This window comes from Pantoea sp. ACRSC, assembly GCF_022346785.1.
Classification (GTDB): Bacteria; Pseudomonadota; Gammaproteobacteria; order Enterobacterales; family Enterobacteriaceae; genus Pantoea; species Pantoea alvi.
In genome coordinates, this window is sequence record NZ_JAKRNN010000001.1 from 442,843 (window position 1) to 461,446 (window position 18,604).

Here is an 18,604-nt window from a genome sequence, read left to right on the forward strand (position 1 = left end):
TTTCGCTAAGACTATAGCGCAAAGCGCTGCTGGAAAAGCCAGTAGCGCCCCTCTTTTGAGATTAATTCGTTATGCGTGCCCTGTTCAACAATCAGGCCGTTTTCCATTACGCAGATGCGATCCATCGCTTCCAGCCCGGTCAGCCGGTGCGTCACCAGGATCAGGGTTTTGCCAGCGGTGACCTGCTGCAGCAGCGCCAGAATCTGATGTTCGGTGGCGGCGTCGAGTCCTTCGGTAGGCTCGTCCAGCAGCCAGAGATCGCCGTTGTGCAGCAGCGCACGGGCAATCGCCAGGCGACGCAGTTCGCCGCCTGACAGCGGACGACCGCCTTCGCCAAGCCAGGCGTTAAGTCCCTCTTCGTTCTCCAGCAGCCGCGTCAGGCCGGTCTGGCGCAGCACGTCGCTGAGCTGCGCATCGCTGGCATCGGGACGCGCGACGCGCAGGTTCTCGCGCAGCGTCTGGTTAAACAGATGCACGCGCTGGGTGACCACGCTGATGCGCTGACGAAGCGATTTTTCGTCCCAGCTGCGCAGCGCAATCCCCTGCAGCGCGATCGATCCCGCCTCTGTGTCCCAGGCGCGCGTCAGTAGCGACAGCAGGGTGGATTTGCCGCAGCCGGTGGGGCCGAGCAGCGCTACGCGTTCGCCCGCTCGCACCTGCAGCGAAAACCGATCCAGCACCGCTTCGGGGCGGTGCGGATAGCGGAAAGTAACGTTGTCGATCGCCACCGAGAGGCTGCCCGCTGCACAGCGCGCGCTGGCCGGAAAGCGAATGGCGGGCGTCTGCTCGATAATGCCGGTGACGCGCTCTGCTGCGGCGATCACCTGTGCCAGCGGCAAAAAGGCGCCGGCGACCGGGCCCATCGCTTCGAAGGCGGCCAGCGCGCAAAAGACCACCAGTGCGATAAGCGCGCCGGATGAGGGGCTACCCGCGCTCATCCACAGCAGCAGCGTCACGGTGGCACCGCTTATCAGCAGCAGCAGGCTTTGCGACAGCGCCTGCAGGCGCTGCTGCTGCTGCTGCGCTTTCTGCCAGCGCGCTTCGTCGCGGTCGAGCTGCTCACGCCAGCGATCGGAGAGCCCGTAAATCGCCAGTTCAGCCTGTCCGCTCAGCCAGTGCATCAGCCGCAGGCGCCACTGCGCGCGCTGCTGCGCAATGGCACGCCCGGCCGGCGCGCCCAGCTGATAAAACAGCGGCGGCAACAGCAGCAGCGTGGTCAGCATGACGCCGCCCAGCGTCAGCGCCAGCCGCACGTCCAGCAGGCTGATGCCCAGCGTGACCACCACAATTACCACGAACGCGCCAGCCAGCGGCGCAATGACCCGCAGATACAGGTGGTCGAGCGTGTCGACATCGCCAACAAAACGGTTCAGCAGATCGCCCTGGCGAAACGCCGCCAGCTGACCCGGCGCCAGCGCGATAAGCCGGCTGAAGGTAAAGACGCGCAGGTGTTGCAGCACGCGAAAAGTGGCGTCATGGCTGATCAGCCGTTCGAAATAGCGCGCGGCGGTGCGTGTGATCGCCGCGCCGCGAACGCCCGCGGCCGGCAGCATATAGTTAAAACTGTAGAGTCCGGCGAGGCCCGCCAGCGAGGAGGCGGCAAGGAACCAGCCCGACAGCGCCAGCAGGCCGATGCTGGCGAGCAGCGTTACGATAGCGAGCAGCACGCCCAGCGACAGCCGCCACGGATGACGCAAAAACAGGCGCAGGAAAGGACGCAGAGCGGACATCAGCAAATCTCCTTCTGACGATGCGAGACCATCTGGCGAAACGGGCCCGGCTCGGCGGCCAGCTCGCGCCAGCAGCCCTGCTGCACCAGCCTGCCATCCTGCATCACCCAGACCGCGTCCCACTGCTGCAGCGCATCGAGCTGGTGAGTAATCATCAGAGTCGTCTGGCGGCGCGACGCGCTGTCAAGCGCACGCATTACATGCTGCTCGCTGCGGCTGTCGAGGCTGGCGGCGGGCTCGTCCAGCAGCAGCAGACGCGCAGGCTTGTAGAGGGTGCGCGCCAGCGCGATGCGCTGCGCCTGGCCAACGGAAAGCCCCGCGCCGTCGTCGCCGACCGGCGTCTGTAAGCCTGCCGAGAGGCGCGGCAAGAATTCGCTGACGCCGCAGTCAGAGAGCAGGGCATGCAGATCGATCTCGTCTCGCCTGTTTCCCATCACAATATTCTCCTGCAGCGTCCCGGCGGGCAACTGCGGGTTTTGTCCGAGCCAGGCGATCTGCCGCTGCCAGTAGGCGCGGCTCATCTCGCGCAGCTCGACGCCGTTGACGCGCAGCGATCCCTGATAGGGCAGGAAGCCGAGCAGCACATTCATCAGCACGGTTTTGCCTGCGCCGCTCTGGCCGACCAGCGCCACGCGCTCCCCGGCCGCAAGGGTAAAGTCGAACGGGCCGCACAGCTTTTTGCCCTCCGCGCTCAGGGGAATTAAATCCTGAGCGACAAGAGTCAGAGCCGCGTCGTCAGGCAACTCCGCTGCACCCTCGTCGGCCGCAGCAGGCTGCGGGCTCTCGCGCATAAAGCGCTCCAGGGCATCCGCACCGCCCACCGCCTGCGCTTTCGCATGATAAAACACGCCGAGATCGCGCAGCGGCTGAAAGAACTCCGGCGCGAGAATCAGGGCGACGAAACCGGCAAACAGCGTTACGCCGCTACCCCAGGTACCAAAATGAAGCTCGCCGAGATAGGAGAAGCCGAAGTAAACCGCGACCACCGCAATCGCCAGCGAGGCGAAAAACTCCAGCACGGCGGAGGAGAGGAAGGCGAGCCGCAGCACTTCCATGGTGCGCTGGCGAAAATCGCTGGTGGAGACGGCGATGGCGGCGGTTTCCGCTTCGGCGCGATGGAACAGGCGCAGGGTTTCACGTCCGCGCAGGCGGTCGAGGAAATCGCCGCTAAGGCGCGCCAGCGCAACGAAGTTGCGGCGGTTGGCGTCAGCCGCGCCCATGCCGACCAGCGCCATAAACAGCGGGATCAGCGGTGCGGTCACCAGCAGGATCAGGCCAGCGGCCCAGTTGAGTGGGAAAAGGGTCAGCAGAATGCATAAGGGGATCAGCGCCGCCAGCGTCATCTGCGGCAGATAGCGCGCGTAATACTCCTGCATCTCTTCAATTTGCTCCAGCAGCAGCGTCGCCCAGCTGCCTGCCGGTTTGCCGCGGATCCACGCCGGCCCGAGCGCGGAGAGGCGATCCAGCACCTGCTGGCGCAGCGCCTGGCGAATTGCCTGGCCGGCGCGAAAGCCTGCAGCCTCGCGCGCATAGTTAAGCAGCGCGCGCAGCGCAAAGCAGAGCAGCAAAAGCGCGAAGGGGAGCTGCAGATCGCCGCGCGGCCGCTGTTCGACAATCAGCGCCTGCAGCAAAAAGGCGAGCAGCCAGGCCTGGGCGATAATCGCCAGCGCGCTCGCCAGTCCAAACAGCGACGTCAGCCGCAGCCAGCGGCCGCCGTAAGCGCGTTGCTGGCGCAGCCAGCGGGTCAGTTCCTGTTGCCGGGTTTTGTTCATGCGAGACCGTAGCGTTGTCGATACCCAAAAAAGGATAAGAAGGTAGCTCTTCAGGCGCCTGAATCTAGCACGGAGGCATAAAAAAAGGCGACTGAAAAACAGTCGCCCCGTATAAGTTAGATCAGCTAATTAACAACTTACCGATCGTTTTTAACCAGACCGTCGAGATAACGCTCGGCGTCCAGCGCGGCCATACAGCCGGTCCCGGCAGAGGTGATCGCCTGGCGATAGATATGGTCCATGACGTCGCCCGCGGCAAATACGCCGGGAATACTGGTCTGGGTAGCGTTGCCGTGCAGGCCCGACTGCACCTTGATGTAGCCGTTTTCCAGTGCCAGCTGACCTTCGAAAATGGCCGTGTTCGGGCTGTGCCCGATGGCGACGAACAGGCCCGCCACCTCAAGCGACTCGGTTTCCGCTTCGTTCAGCGTCGAGCGCAGCGTCAGGCCGGTCACGCCCATCTGGTCGCCGACTACCTCTTCCAGCGTGCGATGGGTATGCAGCACGATATTGCCGCTGTTCACTTTTTCCATCAGGCGATCGATCAAGATTTTTTCCGCGCGGAAGCTGTCGCGACGGTGGATCAGATGCACTTCCGCCGCGATGTTCGCCAGATAGAGCGCCTCTTCCACGGCGGTGTTACCGCCGCCGATTACCGCTACTTTCTGGTTGCGGTAAAAGAAGCCGTCGCAGGTGGCGCAGGCGGAAACGCCTTTGCCTTTAAACGCCTCTTCGGAAGGCAGGCCCAGATAGCGCGCCGATGCGCCGGTGGCGATAATCAGCGCGTCGGCAGTATATTCCGCGCTGTCGCCAGTAAGACGGAACGGACGGTTCTGCAGATCGACGGTGTGAATATGGTCGAAAATGATTTCGGTATTGAATTTCTCGGCATGCTCATGCATGCGCTCCATCAGCGAGGGACCAGTGAGATCGTGCGGGTCGCCGGGCCAGTTCTCTACCTCGGTCGTGGTGGTCAGCTGACCGCCTTTTTCGAGGCCGGTGATCAGCACCGGATTCAGGTTAGCGCGAGCAGCATAGACCGCTGCGGTATAACCCGCCGGGCCTGAGCCCAGAATGAGCAATTTACTGTGTTTGGCCGTACTCATATGATCCTCAGTTTCATTCGGCTGACAACATGACCTGGAATTGTAGGGAATTTACCGTGGCAAAAAAAGGGCTGGGGAATTTTGTTACCGATAGCTGCAAGCGGCGTAGACGATAACGGCGGGTTCTGCACGCCGGCTGCGCTAAAAAGGGGCAATAATCGGCTTTTACTGGTGCAAAAGTATAAAAATTCTCATTTAAAAACAGTTACCCAGCGGTCTGTCTGGCATCTTGTACTGAATTTGGTCTTTTTACTTTGACAATCGCCTGCGCTTTTGCGAAAACAATGGCAGAAGCGAAGAAGAAGGAGAGAGTCAAAACAGGATTTCGTTCCTCGTTTTGCCCTTTGTTCCCGATAAATTACAGCCTGACATGGGTAATGACGCATGATGTGGACAGACAACATGCGTCATGCGGATGGATGCGCGACAGCGCACAGGCTCTGATTCGTCGCTTCACTAATGCCTTGAACAGTGAACGTTTCCAGGGCGCGGCAGGTAAAGGGAAGGAATTAAGAGAGACAATAATAATGGTAGACAATAAGAAACGCCCCGGAAAAGATCTCGACAGAATCGACAGAAACATTCTGAATGAGCTTCAGAAAGATGGTCGTATTTCCAACGTAGAGCTTTCCAAACGCGTAGGATTATCGCCCACGCCATGTCTTGAGCGTGTGCGTCGTCTGGAACGTCAGGGTTTTATTCTTGGCTATACCGCGCAACTTAACCCGCACTATCTTGATGCATCACTGCTGGTTTTCGTTGAGATTACTCTGAATCGTGGTGCGCCGGATGTGTTTGAACAGTTTAACGCCGCTGTGCAAAAACTTGAGGAAACTCAAGAGTGTCACCTGGTTTCCGGCGACTTCGACTACCTGCTGAAAACGCGCGTGCCGGATATGTCCGCCTACCGTAAGCTGCTTGGCGAAACCCTGCTGCGCCTGCCGGGGGTCAACGACACCCGCACTTACGTGGTGATGGAAGAGGTCAAACAGAGTAATCGGCTGGTGATTAAAACCCGATAACGCAGCGCAGGTGCAAAACCTGCGATATTTCGATACACTCCTGTGAATTCATACAGGACCAGCGTCGGGCTTGCCCGACGCTGTTGCCTTCATAATTTACAGGCACCTGGAGAGTTCTCTTGAGCCAGGAATACACAGAAGACAAAGAAGTTTCGTTAAAACCGCTGAGCAGCGGACGCCGTCTGCTGGAAGCGTTGCTTATTCTCGTCTCGCTTTTCGCCGTCTATCTGATGGTCTCGCTCGTCAGCTTCAATCCTTCCGATCCGAGCTGGTCGCAAACTGCCTGGCATGAGCCGATTCATAACCTCGGCGGCGGCGTGGGGGCCTGGCTGGCGGATACGCTGCTGTTTATCTTCGGCGTGATGGCCTACGCTATTCCGCCAGTGATTGTGGGTCTGTGCTGGATCGCCTTCCGCCAGCGCGATCAGCAGGATTACATCGACTATTTCGCTATCGGCCTGCGCCTGATCGGCGTTCTGGCGCTGGTGGTGACCACCTGCGGCCTGGCCGCGCTCAACGCCGACGATATCTGGTATTTCGCCTCCGGCGGCGTTATCGGCAGCCTGGTGAGCAACGCCATCGCGCCGTGGTTCACGCCGGCTACCGGTACGCTGGCGCTGCTGTGCGTCTGGGCGGCAGGCATTACGCTTTATACCGGCTGGTCATGGCTGACTATCGCCGAGCGCATCGGCGGCGTGGTGATGGGCGTGCTGACGTTCGCCAGCAACCGTTCGCGTCGCGACGAGCCGTGGCAGGAAGAGGAGGATGACTTCGACGCTGACGTCGCGCCGCGCTTTGAGGCGACCGCGCAGGATGAAGAAGACGTGCTGCTCGCCGCGCCGCGCGCGCAGGCTGGCCACGCCGTCCCGCAGACGGCCGATCCGCTGCTGGCGAAAGCCGCTGCGGCGACGGACGCCGCGCTGACGTCAGCCGCCCAGGCTGCGGGCGTATCTGCTGTGGCGTCGCCCGTCTCGACTGCCGCTACAGCGGCCGCCGGTGCGGCTTTGTCAGCTGAACCTGCGGCGGCGCAGGCTCCCGCTGCAGCTGCAACCACCATTCCCGCTGCTGCCGCAACCCCGGCTCCCGCAGCAGCCCTGACTTCCGCTGCTGCTGCAGCTCCGGCTACCGCAGCAACTCTGGCTTCTGCTACTGCCGCAACCGCGACTCCTGCGGCAGCACCGGCTTTCGGCGCTGCGATATCGACTCCAGGTAGCGTCATGCCTGCTGCCACGTCGGCCGCGGCCACATCTTCTGCGGCGGCCAGCCCGTTCACCGCACCTCAGCAGACCACCAGCGCCTTTACCCCGGCGCCGGTTCAGCCCGCCGAGCCGCCTCGCTATCATTTCGATCTGCCTCAGGAGCCCGCTGCGCCCGCCTTTACCGGCTGGGAAGAGGATGATGGTCCGCAGATGGGCAACTGGCGCGATGCCGATATGACCGCTGCGGCAGGCACAACGGCCGCCGCCGGCCAGGCCGCATCAGCGCCGCTGTTCGATGTTGTCCCTGAAGCTACTCACAATCCTCAGGTGAAGCAGGGCATTGGGCCGGCCCTGCCGCGTCCTAATCCGGTAAAACTGCCCACGCGCCGCGAGCTTGCCTCTTACGGCATCAAGCTGCCTTCTCAGCGTATGGCGGAAGAAAAAGCCAAAGCGCAGGAGCAGCAGCGCGCCGAGGCCGATCGGCCTGCAGAGGCGCATGCCGAATGGACTGAACAGCAGCAGCAGGCTGAAGAGCAGGCGCAGCTGCGTGACGCGTTCGCCAGCCAGCAGCAGCAGCGCTACGGTGAGAGCTGGCAGCAGGAAGAGGAGCCCGACGCAGAAGCGGCGATGGAGCAGGCTGCGCTGGCGCAGCAGTTCGCCGCTCAGCAGCAGCAGCGTTATGGCACTGAAGAGCAGGAAGAGAAGACGCCTGCCTTTAGCCTGGATACCTCCGCCGCGTTCGACTTCTCGCCTATGAAAGATCTGGTGGATGAGGGGCCGAATGAACCGCTCTTCACCATCGCCAGCACGCCGGAGCCTGAAGCGCCTGCGGCGACCCATACGCCGTGGCAACAGCCCGTGGAAGCGCCGGCTGCTCAGCCAGCGGTTTCCGTGGCCGCGCCGACAGTTTCCGCCGCGTTTGAACCTGCCGCCGCCTTTGAACCTGCGGCTGCTGCTTACGCGCCGGCCGCCGCAGAGCCTGCGTCTCAGACGCCTGCACCTGCCGCTGCACAGCCGTCGGCGACGCAGCCCGGCTCGCTGGATAACAGCCTGATCCATCCTTTCCTGATGCGTCATAACCAGCCGCTGGAGAAACCCTCTACGCCGCTGCCGACGCTCGATCTGCTGACCTCGCCGCCAGCGGAAGAGGAGCCGGTCGATATGTTTGCGCTGGAGCAAACGGCGCGCCTGGTCGAAGCGCGCCTGGGCGACTATCGCGTGAAGGCTGAGGTGGTGGGTATTTCACCGGGTCCGGTGATTACCCGGTTTGAACTCGATCTGGCGCCGGGCGTTAAGGCCGCGCGCATCTCTAACCTGTCGCGCGATCTGGCGCGTTCGCTCTCGGCAGTTGCCGTGCGCGTGGTTGAGGTGATCCCAGGCAAGCCTTATGTTGGCCTGGAGCTGCCTAACAAACATCGCCAGACGGTCTATCTGCGCGAAGTGCTCGACTGCGCCAAATTCCGTGATAACCCGTCGCCGCTCTCAGTGGTGCTGGGTAAAGATATTGCCGGTCAGCCGGTGGTTGCCGATCTGGCGAAAATGCCGCACTTGCTGGTCGCCGGTACCACCGGTTCCGGTAAGTCGGTGGGCGTTAACACCATGATCATCAGCATGCTCTACAAGGCGACGCCGGAAGAGGTGCGCTTTATCATGATCGACCCGAAAATGCTCGAGCTGTCGGTCTATGAAGGCATTCCGCATCTCCTGACCGAAGTTGTCACCGACATGAAAGACGCAGCTAACGCGCTGCGCTGGAGCGTCGGCGAGATGGAGCGGCGCTATAAGCTGATGTCGGCGCTTGGCGTGCGTAACCTCGCAGGTTACAACGAAAAAGTGGAACAGGCGGAAGCGATGGGCCGTCCGATTCCCGATCCGTTCTGGAAGCCGGGCGACAGCATGGATATTACGCCGCCGGTGCTGGAAAAACTGCCTTATATCGTGGTGCTGGTGGATGAGTTCGCTGACCTGATGATGGCGGTCGGTAAAAAGGTTGAAGAGCTGATCGCGCGTCTGGCGCAGAAAGCGCGTGCAGCGGGCATTCACCTGGTGCTGGCGACGCAGCGCCCGTCAGTGGACGTGATTACCGGTCTGATCAAGGCCAACATTCCAACGCGTATCGCTTTTACCGTTTCAAGCAAGATCGACTCCCGTACCATCCTCGACCAGGGCGGTGCCGAATCGCTGCTGGGCATGGGCGACATGCTCTATATGCCGCCTAACTCCTCCATGCCGGTGCGCGTGCACGGCGCATTCGTGCGCGATCAGGAAGTGCACGCCGTGGTGCAGGACTGGAAGGCGCGCGGACGTCCGCAATACATTGAAAGCATTACCGCGGGCGAAGAGAGCGAGGGCGGTGCTGGCGGCCTGGAAGGCGATGAGGAGCTGGATCCGCTGTTCGATCAGGCGGTGGCCTTTGTGGTCGACAAGCGTCGCGCCTCTATCTCTGGCGTACAGCGTCAGTTCCGTATCGGCTATAACCGCGCCGCGCGCATTATCGAACAGATGGAAGCGCAGGGCATCGTCTCGGAGCCAGGCCACAACGGCAACCGAGAGGTGCTCTCGCCGCCGCCGCACGACATGTAACGCGAAACGCTTTGCAACAAACAATCATGGGCCAGTTTTTACTGGCCCATTGTTCAGGCGACATTTACCCCTTATATCAGAGAAAGCTTTCGGGTTTTTCTCCTGGCCCAATGCCAAAACGGCGACCAGAATTAAAACGGTATTCACTGGATAGAGATAAATAAGGAATTGAAGCGGATGAAATTAAGCGTAATCGTGCCTGGCCTGTTGGCCGTTTTTGCCTCTGCCAGCGTAATGGCGGATGCTTCCAGCGATCTGCAGCAGCGACTGAACAAAGTGAACAGCTTCCACGCCAGCTTCAGCCAAAAAGTGACCGACAGCAGCGGCGCCAGCGTGCAGGAAGGCGAGGGCGAGCTCTGGGTGAAGCGTCCCAGCCTGTTTAACTGGCACATGACCGCGCCGGACGAGAGCGTGATTATCTCTGACGGCAAAAATTTGTGGTTCTATAACCCGTTTGTTGAACAGGCCAGCGTCAGCCTGCTGAAAAATGCCACCAGCAATACGCCTTTTATGCTGATTGCGCGCAATCAGCCGAGCGACTGGCAGCAGTACAACATCAAGCAGCAGGGCGATACCTTCGAGCTGACGCCGAAAAACAGCGATGGCAATCTCAAGCAGTTTACCCTGTCGGTCACGCCGTCGGGCACCATCAATCAGTTCAGCGCCATTGAGCAGGACGGTCAGCGCAGCAGCTACCAGCTGAAAAGTCAGAAAAACGGCGCCATCAGTCCAGATAAATTTACCTTCACGCCGCCTAAAGGGGTGACGGTAGACGACCAGCGTCAGTGAGGTGAGCGTGGGTAATCTGTCTCTGGATTTTTCCTCTGAAGATTTTAAGCCGCTGGCGGCGCGTATGCGCCCCGAAACGCTTAAGCAGTATATCGGGCAGCAGCATCTGCTGGCGCCCGGCAAGCCTTTGCCGCGCGCAATCGAGGCTGGCCATCTGCACTCGATGATTCTTTGGGGGCCGCCGGGTACAGGTAAAACCACGCTGGCGGAGATTATCGCGCGCTACGGCAATGCCGACGTCGAGCGTATCTCCGCCGTCACCTCGGGCGTCAAGGAGATCCGTGAAGCGATCGAGCGGGCGCGCCACAGCCGTCAGGTTGGCCGCCGCACTATTCTGTTTGTCGATGAAGTGCATCGCTTCAACAAAAGCCAGCAGGATGCGTTTTTGCCGCATATTGAAGACGGCACCATCACCTTTATTGGCGCCACGACCGAAAATCCCTCGTTTGAGCTTAACTCCGCGCTGCTCTCTCGCGCGCGCGTTTATCTGCTGAAGTCGCTGACCACAGAGGATATTGAGCAGGTGCTCGATCAGGCGATGCAGGATAAAACCCGCGGCTATGGCGACAGCGATATTCTTCTGCCCGACAATACGCGACGTATGATCGCCGAGCTGGTGAACGGTGATGCACGCCGCGCCCTGAATACGCTGGAAATGATGGCGGATATGGCGGAGATCAACGCGCAGGGCAAACGCGAGCTGACGCCGCAGCTGCTGACCGAGGTCTCCGGCGAGCGCGCCGCGCGGTTCGACAACAAAGGCGACCGCTTTTACGACCTGATCTCCGCGCTGCATAAATCGGTGCGCGGCTCCGCGCCGGATGCGGCGCTTTACTGGTATGCGCGTATTATCACCGCCGGCGGCGATCCGCTCTATGTCGCGCGGCGGCTGCTGGCAATCGCCTCGGAAGATGTCGGCAACGCCGATCCGCGCGGAATGCAGGTGGCAATCGCCGCCTGGGACTGCTTTACCCGCGTTGGGCCTGCGGAGGGGGAACGCGCTATCGCACAGGCGATCGTCTACCTTGCCTGCGCCCCGAAAAGCAACGCCGTCTACAACGCCTTTAAGGCGGCGATGCGCGATGCGCGCGAGCACCCCGACTATGATGTGCCGGAGCATCTGCGTAATGCGCCAACCCGGCTGATGAAAGAGATGGGGCTGGGCAAAGAGTACCGCTACGCCCATGACGAAGCGCACGCCTATGCGGCTGGCGAGGTCTATTTTCCGCCGGAAATGGCACAGACGCGCTACTACCAGCCGACCCAGCGCGGGCTTGAAGGTAAAATTGGCGAAAAGCTCGCCTGGCTGGCCGAACAGGATCAAAATAGCCCGACAAAACGCTACCGCTAAAACAGACGTTACGGTAAGGTGGGCAAGGATTTCAATGCATTCCAGCGGGAGTGCGTCCCTTTATTCAACCTTTTATTACACAGGATAAGCATGCTCGATCCCAATCTGCTGCGTAATGAGCCAGACGCAGTCGCAGAAAAACTGGCACGCCGAGGATTTAAACTGGATGTGGAAACGCTGCGCTCCCTGGAAGAGCGTCGTAAAGTCTTGCAGGTCGAAACGGAAAATCTGCAGGCTGAGCGTAACTCCCGATCCAAATCCATCGGTCAGGCCAAAGCACGTGGGGAAGATATCGAGCCGCTGCGTCAGGAAGTGAACGCGCTGGGCGAACGCCTGGACGCGGCTAAAGCGGAACTGGACGCCCTGCAAAACGAAATTCGTGATTTCACGCTGGCACTGCCAAACCTGCCGGCGGATGAAGTGCCGCTGGGCAAAGATGACAGCGAGAACCAGGAAGTCAGCCGCTGGGGCGAGCCGCGCCAGTTTGATTTCCCGGCCAAAGATCACGTCGAGCTGGGCGAGATGGCAAAAGGCCTCGACTTCGCCTCCGGGGTGAAGCTGACCGGCTCGCGCTTTGTGGTAATGCAGGGACAGATTGCCCGTCTGCATCGCGCGCTGAGCCAGTTTATGATCGATCTGCATACTGAGCAGCACGGCTATCTGGAAACCAGCGTGCCCTATCTGGTTAACCACGCGACTCTGTACGGCACCGGTCAGCTGCCGAAGTTTGGCGAAGATCTGTTCCATACCCGACCGCTGGAAGAGGAGTCAGAGAGCAGCAACTATGCGCTGATCCCGACGGCGGAAGTGCCGCTGACCAACCTGGTGCGCGACGAGATTGTGGAAGAGGAAAGCCTGCCGATCAAACTGACCGCGCATACGCCTTGCTTCCGCTCTGAGGCTGGCTCCTACGGTCGCGATACGCGCGGCTTGATCCGTATGCATCAGTTCGACAAGGTGGAGATGGTGCAGATCGTCACGCCTGAGACGTCAATGGATGCGCTGGAAGAGCTGGTCGGTCACGCAGAGAAAGTGCTGCAGCTGCTTAACCTGCCGTACCGCAAAGTGCTGCTCTGCACCGGCGATATGGGCTTTGGCTCCGCCAAGACCTACGATCTGGAAGTCTGGCTGCCGGCGCAGAATACCTATCGTGAGATCTCCTCCTGCTCCAATATGTGGGATTTCCAGGCGCGCCGCATGCAGGCACGCTGCCGCAGCAAAACCGACAAGAAACCGCGTCTGGTGCATACCCTCAACGGTTCTGGCCTTGCGGTCGGCCGTACGCTGGTAGCGGTGCTGGAGAACTATCAGCAGGCTGACGGCCGTATTCAGGTGCCGGAAGTGTTACGCCCCTATATGAACGGCGTAGAGTTTATCGGCTGATACGCGCGTGATAAATAAGCCCGGACCCGTCCGGGTTTTTTATATCCAGAGCCCGCCTGCGGTGAAAAGTTATCAGAAATAAACGTTATCGACATGTGCAGCAGCGTCGCGCTTAAAAAGCCTGTTTTTCATTGAGATAGCGTTAAATCCCGTCTGGTTTGACACTTCTATAACCTACTGAAGATTAATAAATTAAATTATCTTGCAGCAAAATGTGCTGCGCTATTTTTTTGTGCTTTTCCTTTAAATTAGCCAGTGGCAAACTGCGCGCAACTTCCTCTCTTTTCTTTGGTTTTATCCCTATGTCCACATGGTCACGTCCCGTGGTGCTGCTGCTTTGCGGCCTGCTTTTGCTGACGGTTGCAATTGCTGTGCTCAATACGCTGGTTCCGCTGTGGCTGACTCACGATGCGCTGGCGACCTGGCAGGTAGGCGTAGTGAGTTCCTCTTTCTATACCGGCAATCTGGCGGGCACGCTGGTGGCCGGCTGGCTGATCAAGCATTACGGCTTTAACCGCAGCTACTACCTGGCCACCACGCTGTTTGCCGCGGCGACCGCCGGTTTATTGATGATGGATGGCTTCTGGGCCTGGTCGCTTCTGCGTTTCGGCGCCGGCATCGGCTGCGCGCTGATTTGGGTGGTGGTCGAGAGCGCGCTGCTCTGCAGCGGCACGGTACGCAACCGGGGCCAGCTGCTGGCCGCCTATATGATTATCTACTATCTGGGCACCGTGGCAGGCCAGCTGCTGGTAAGCAAAGTTTCGACCGAGCTGTTTAGCGTTATTCCCTGGCTTACCGCGCTGATGATCTGCGCTATTCTGCCGCTGGTGTTCGTTAAAGTCACCGCCGCCGGCGAGGCGACCGAAGCCGCGCCGGGCAAGATCTGGCCGATGCTGCGTCGTCGTAGCTCACGGCTCGGGATCAACGGCTGTATTATTTCCGGCATCGTGCTGGGATCGCTCTACGGCCTGATGCCGCTCTATCTCTCGCATCAGGGCATGAGCGACGCCAACGTCGGCTACTGGATGGCGCTGCTGGTCAGCGCCGGTATCGTCGGACAGTGGCCGGTAGGCCGTCTGGCCGATCGCTTCGGCCGCCTGCTGGTGCTGCGCGTTCAGGTCTTTGTGGTGATCCTCGGCGCGATAGCGATGCTCACCAATGCCGCGATGGCACCGGCGCTCTTTGTGCTGGGGCTGGCGGGTTTTACCCTCTATCCGGTAGCAATGTCATGGGCCTGTGAAACCGTGGCGCATCATGAGCTGGTGGCGATGAACCAGGCGCTGCTGTTGAGCTACACCATCGGCAGCCTGGCGGGGCCCAGCATGACGGCGGTGCTGATGCAGAGCTATTCCGATCGTATTCTGTTTGTGATGATCGCCGGAGTGGCGCTGGTCTATTTGATGATGTTGCTGCGTAAGGCCGATCAGCAGGCAACGCCGGTGGCGCACGCCTGATTTTGCCGCACAGCCGTCTGAAGCACGGCGAAGAAAAGGGAGCCCAGGGCTCCCTCTTTGTTAATACATCACATGATGGCCGTAGCTGGCGAGAATGTTTTTCACGCGCTCCATGGTCTCTTTCGTTGGCGGCTTCACGCCGTCGAGCTTGTACTCCTCGCCCATTGCAATCCATTTATGCTTGCCGAGCTCGTGGTAGGGCAGCAGCTCAATTTTCTCGACGTTATCCATATCCCGCGTGAATTCCCCAAGCCGGTGCGCCGAGTCGTCGTCGTCGGAGTAGCCTGGCACGACTACGTAGCGAATCCAGGTGCGCTTGCCTTTCTTCTGCAGGTAGCGGGCGAAATCGAGGGTGCGATGATTAGAGACGCCGACCAGAATCTGGTGAACGTCGTCGTTGATCTGTTTCAGATCGAGCATCACCAGATCGGTGACCTCCAGCAGCTCGTCTATCACCGGATCGTAGCGGCGCACAAAGCCGTTGGTGTCCAGACAGGTATGAATGCCCTCCGCTTTGCAGGCGCGGAACCAGTCGCGTACGAACTCAGCCTGTAAGATCGCCTCGCCGCCGGACGCGGTCACGCCGCCGCCGGACGCGTTCATAAAGTGGCGATAGGAAAGCACATCCTTCATCAGCTCTTCGACGGTAATCTCTTTTCCGCCGTGCGTATCCCAGGTATCGCGGTTATGGCAGTAGAGGCAGCGCATCAGGCAGCCCTGAAAGAAGGTGATAAAACGGATGCCGGGACCGTCAACCGTCCCGCAGGATTCGAATGAGTGGATACGACCTTTGCAAGACATTGCGATGTTTCTCCAGGTTAGCCTGTCAGCAGGCGCACAATCTCTGTTGTGCTTGATGATAAAGTCGGTTTTGACTGATTTCTGCCGTGAGATCGCAGACAAAACGGGCCTTGGAGAAAAGGCTCCCGAAGGAGCCTTTTTACAGCTTAATGCGTCAGGCTTACAGCGAGTTTGTGAAGGTACGGGTTATCACATCCTGCTGCTGCTCTTTTGTCAGCGAGTTGAAGCGGACGGCATAGCCGGACACGCGGATGGTCAGCTGCGGATAGTTTTCCGGGTGTTCCATCGCATCCAGCAGCATCTCGCGGTTCATCACGTTAACGTTAAGGTGCTGGCCACCTTCGATATTCGCTTCGTGATGGAAGTAACCATCCATCAGGCCGGCAAGGTTAGCTTTACGTACGTTGTCGTCTTTACCCAGCGCGTTCGGCACGATAGAGAAAGTATAGGAAATACCATCTTTCGCATAGGCGAAGGGAAGCTTAGCGACAGAGGTCAGCGAAGCGACTGCGCCTTTCTGATCGCGGCCGTGCATTGGGTTAGCACCTGGTCCGAACGGCGCGCCAGCGCGACGACCATCCGGGGTGTTACCTGTTTTCTTACCGTAAACCACGTTAGAGGTAATGGTCAGCACTGACTGCGTCGGTACGGCGTTGCGGTAGGTGGCGAGTTTCTGAATTTTCTTCATGAAACGTTCAACCAGGTCGCAGGCCAGGTCATCGACGCGCGGATCGTTATTACCAAACTGCGGATATTCGCCTTCGATTTCGAAGTCGATAGCCAGGCCATCTTCGTCGCGGACCGGTTTTACTTTGGCGTATTTAATCGCGGAAAGCGAGTCGGCAGCCACTGACAGACCGGCGATACCGCAGGCCATGGTGCGATAGACATCGCGATCGTGCAGCGCCATCAGCGAAGCTTCGTAGCTGTACTTATCATGCATGTAGTGGATGATGTTCAGCGCGGTTACATACTGTTTCGCCAGCCAGTCCATAAAGTGGTCCAGACGCGCCATAACGGTATCGAAATCGAGCACGTCGTCCATTACAGGTGCCTCTTTCGGGCCGACCTGCATTTTCATTTTTTCATCCATGCCGCCGTTGATTGCGTACAGCAGGGTTTTCGCCAGGTTGGCGCGCGCGCCGAAGAACTGCATCTGTTTACCGACAATCATCGGGCTGACGCAGCAGGCGATGGCGTAGTCGTCGTTGTTGAAGTCTGGACGCATCAGATCGTCATTCTCATACTGCAGCGATGACGTATCGATGGAGACCTTGGCGGCATATTTCTTGAAGTTCACCGGCAGTTTTTCTGACCACAGAATGGTCATGTTCGGCTCCGGCGATGGACCCATGGTGTAGAGGGTATTCAGGAAACGGAAGGTGTTTTTCGTCACCAGCGTACGGCCGTCGACGCCCATGCCCGCCAGCGATTCTGTTGCCCAGATAGGGTCGCCGGAGAAGAGTTCATCATATTCCGGCGTACGCAGGAAGCGCACCATACGCAGCTTCATTACCAGATGGTCAATCAGCTCCTGCGCCTGCTCTTCGGTAAGTTTGCCCGCCTTCATATCGCGTTCGATATAGATATCGAGGAAGGTAGAAACGCGGCCAAAGGACATAGCTGCACCGTTCTGCGATTTCACCGCGGCGAGGTAGCCGAAGTAGGTCCACTGTACCGCTTCCTGCGCGTTGGTTGCCGGACCGGAAATATCGCAGCCATATTTGGCCGCCATCTCTTTGATCTGGGCCAGCGCACGATGCTGTTCGGCGATCTCTTCACGCAGACGGATGGTCGCTTCCAGATTTACGCCGTTTTCCAGATCGTTCTGCAGCGAGTGGAACTGTGCCAGTTTGTCCTGCATCAGGAAGTCGATGCCGTAGAGGGCGACGCGGCGATAGTCACCGATGATGCGGCCACGGCCGTAGGCGTCCGGCAGACCGGTCAGCACGCCCGATTTGCGGCAGCGCAGGATATCCTGGGTATAGACGTCGAACACGCCCTGGTTATGGGTTTTACGGTATTCGGTGAAGATTTTTTTCAGGTTAGGGTCCAGCTCGCGGCCGTAAACCTTACAGGAACCTTCCACCATTTTGATACCGCCGAACGGGATAATGGCGCGTTTCAGCGGGGCTTCAGTTTGCAGGCCGACGATTTTTTCCAGCGATTTATTAATATAGCCCGCGTCGTGCGCGGTAATGGTTGAGGCGAGATCGGTGTCGAAATCGACGGGCGCATGCGTGCGGTTCTCAATCTTAATGCCTTCCAGCACGTCGTTCCATAGCTTAGTGGTCGCTTCGGTGGCGCCAGCCAGGAAGGACTCATCGCCCTCATACGGCGTATAGTTCTTTTGAATAAAATCGCGAACGTTGACGCTGTTCTGCCATTCGCCCTGAGCGAATCCTTCCCAGGCCGCAGCCTGTTTTGTATTCAGATCGGTCATGATATACCTGCCTTATCTAAGAAGACGTTACGTTGGCGCCGCCAGCTACGCGGCGTCGGTCAGAATCATTAATGTGCGGTAGAACCGTTGCGTAAATAGATCACCCAGTAGGTCAACCCAACCAGCAGGCCGCCGCCGATGATGTTGCCGAGCGTGACCGGAATCAGGTTGTCGAGAATAAAGTTGACGGGCGTAAGCGCCTGGAACTGGTCGGCGCTGGTGCCGACGGCTTGCCAGAACGCCGGGCCGGAAAAGTCGCGAATGACGATAGCTAACGGGATAAGAAACATATTGGCGATGCTGTGTTCGAAGCCGCTGGCAACGAACATGGCGACTGGCAGAATCATCGCCAGCGTTTTATCCGTCAGGCTATGGCCGGAATAGCTCATCCAGACCGCCAGACAGACCATCAGGTTCGCCAGCGTGCCCAGGCAGACGGCTTCAATAAAGCTGTGGTGCATTTTGTGATCGGCGGTTTGCAATACATTGAGGCCCCATGCGCCGTTGGCCGTCATATGCTCGCCAGCGAACCAGATCAGCGCGACAAAAAACAGCGCGCCCACGAGGTTGCCGAAATAGACGTTAATCCAGTTGCGCGCCAGCTGTCCCCAGGTGATGCGACCGCTCGCTTTCGCGACGACAATCAGCACGGTAGAGGTAAAGAGATCGGCGCCGCACACCACCACCAGAATCAGCCCCAGCGAGAAGCAGATACCACCGATAAGCTTCGCCACGCCGTAGGGCATGCCTGCGGTGCCGGTGGTGGCAGTGATATAGAAAACAAAGGCGATGGAAATAAAAACGCCGGCGGTGATGGCAAGGAAAAACGTGGTCAGGGGATGTTTAGTGGCTTTATAAACTCCAGCATCTTCCGCCACTTTAGCCATTGCGGCCGGTAATAACAGATTAAAAGGGTTGTCAGCTTTCACACTAACGCTCTCCAAAAGATGTCTGGAAAAATACTAACAAAG

The 18,604-nt window shown here is 59.2% G+C and carries 12 protein-coding genes; 6 read left to right on the forward strand and 6 right to left on the reverse strand.

The window, feature by feature from the left end; translation table 11 throughout:
- Nucleotides 1-11 precede the first annotated feature (11 nt).
- The 3 genes from cydC to trxB form a co-directional block, all read right to left on the reverse strand.
- Nucleotides 12-1,730 carry a cysteine/glutathione ABC transporter ATP-binding protein/permease CydC gene (cydC, locus tag MHZ97_RS02190; protein ID WP_239312373.1) on the reverse strand — a complete coding sequence of 573 codons (1,719 nt, stop codon included), beginning with the start codon at nt 1,728-1,730 and terminating at the stop codon, nt 12-14.
- The gene (cydD, locus tag MHZ97_RS02195; protein ID WP_239312336.1) at nt 1,730-3,502 is read right to left on the reverse strand and encodes a cysteine/glutathione ABC transporter permease/ATP-binding protein CydD; all 1,773 of its coding nucleotides are present in this window, start codon (nt 3,500-3,502) and stop codon (nt 1,730-1,732) included. Before cydD ends, cydC begins: the two co-directional genes overlap by 1 nt.
- A gap of 137 nt (nt 3,503-3,639) precedes the next feature.
- Nucleotides 3,640-4,608 carry a thioredoxin-disulfide reductase gene (trxB, locus tag MHZ97_RS02200; protein ID WP_103795343.1) on the reverse strand — a complete coding sequence of 323 codons (969 nt, stop codon included), beginning with the start codon at nt 4,606-4,608 and terminating at the stop codon, nt 3,640-3,642.
- A gap of 527 nt (nt 4,609-5,135) precedes the next feature.
- Between trxB and lrp the strand changes: the two genes are divergently transcribed.
- The 6 genes from lrp (at nt 5,136) to MHZ97_RS02230 (ending at nt 14,389) form a co-directional block, all read left to right on the forward strand.
- Complete coding sequence (gene lrp, locus MHZ97_RS02205; RefSeq protein WP_006118610.1) at nt 5,136-5,630, forward strand: leucine-responsive transcriptional regulator Lrp; 495 nt, start codon at nt 5,136-5,138, stop codon at nt 5,628-5,630.
- A gap of 119 nt (nt 5,631-5,749) precedes the next feature.
- The gene (locus MHZ97_RS02210; RefSeq protein ID WP_239312317.1) at nt 5,750-9,412 is read left to right on the forward strand and encodes a DNA translocase FtsK 4TM domain-containing protein; all 3,663 of its coding nucleotides are present in this window, start codon (nt 5,750-5,752) and stop codon (nt 9,410-9,412) included.
- 177 nt (nt 9,413-9,589) lie between these two features.
- Complete coding sequence (lolA, locus tag MHZ97_RS02215) at nt 9,590-10,201, forward strand: outer membrane lipoprotein chaperone LolA (RefSeq protein WP_103795345.1); 612 nt, start codon at nt 9,590-9,592, stop codon at nt 10,199-10,201.
- A gap of 7 nt (nt 10,202-10,208) precedes the next feature.
- The gene (locus tag MHZ97_RS02220) at nt 10,209-11,552 is read left to right on the forward strand and encodes a replication-associated recombination protein A (protein WP_103795571.1); all 1,344 of its coding nucleotides are present in this window, start codon (nt 10,209-10,211) and stop codon (nt 11,550-11,552) included.
- A 90-nt stretch (nt 11,553-11,642) separates the two neighbouring features.
- Nucleotides 11,643-12,935 carry a serine--tRNA ligase gene (serS, locus tag MHZ97_RS02225; protein ID WP_103795346.1) on the forward strand — a complete coding sequence of 431 codons (1,293 nt, stop codon included), beginning with the start codon at nt 11,643-11,645 and terminating at the stop codon, nt 12,933-12,935.
- Between the two features lie 302 nt (nt 12,936-13,237).
- A complete protein-coding gene (locus tag MHZ97_RS02230) occupies nt 13,238-14,389 on the forward strand; it encodes an MFS transporter (RefSeq protein ID WP_103795572.1) in 1,152 nt (383 codons plus the stop codon).
- A gap of 60 nt (nt 14,390-14,449) precedes the next feature.
- On the opposite strand, the gene pflA is transcribed toward MHZ97_RS02230, so the two are convergent.
- The 3 genes from pflA to focA all read right to left on the reverse strand — a co-directional run bounded on the left by pflA (nt 14,450) and on the right by focA (nt 18,562).
- Nucleotides 14,450-15,190, reverse strand: coding sequence for a pyruvate formate lyase 1-activating protein (gene pflA, locus MHZ97_RS02235; protein WP_103795347.1), 741 nt, complete (start codon nt 15,188-15,190; stop codon nt 14,450-14,452).
- 160 nt (nt 15,191-15,350) lie between these two features.
- Nucleotides 15,351-17,633 (reverse strand): formate C-acetyltransferase, encoded by a 2,283-nt coding sequence (gene pflB, locus MHZ97_RS02240; protein WP_103795348.1) that lies wholly within the window; start codon nt 17,631-17,633, stop codon nt 15,351-15,353.
- Between the two features lie 68 nt (nt 17,634-17,701).
- Nucleotides 17,702-18,562 (reverse strand): formate transporter FocA, encoded by an 861-nt coding sequence (focA, locus tag MHZ97_RS02245; protein ID WP_103795349.1) that lies wholly within the window; start codon nt 18,560-18,562, stop codon nt 17,702-17,704.
- Nucleotides 18,563-18,604 lie beyond the last annotated feature (42 nt).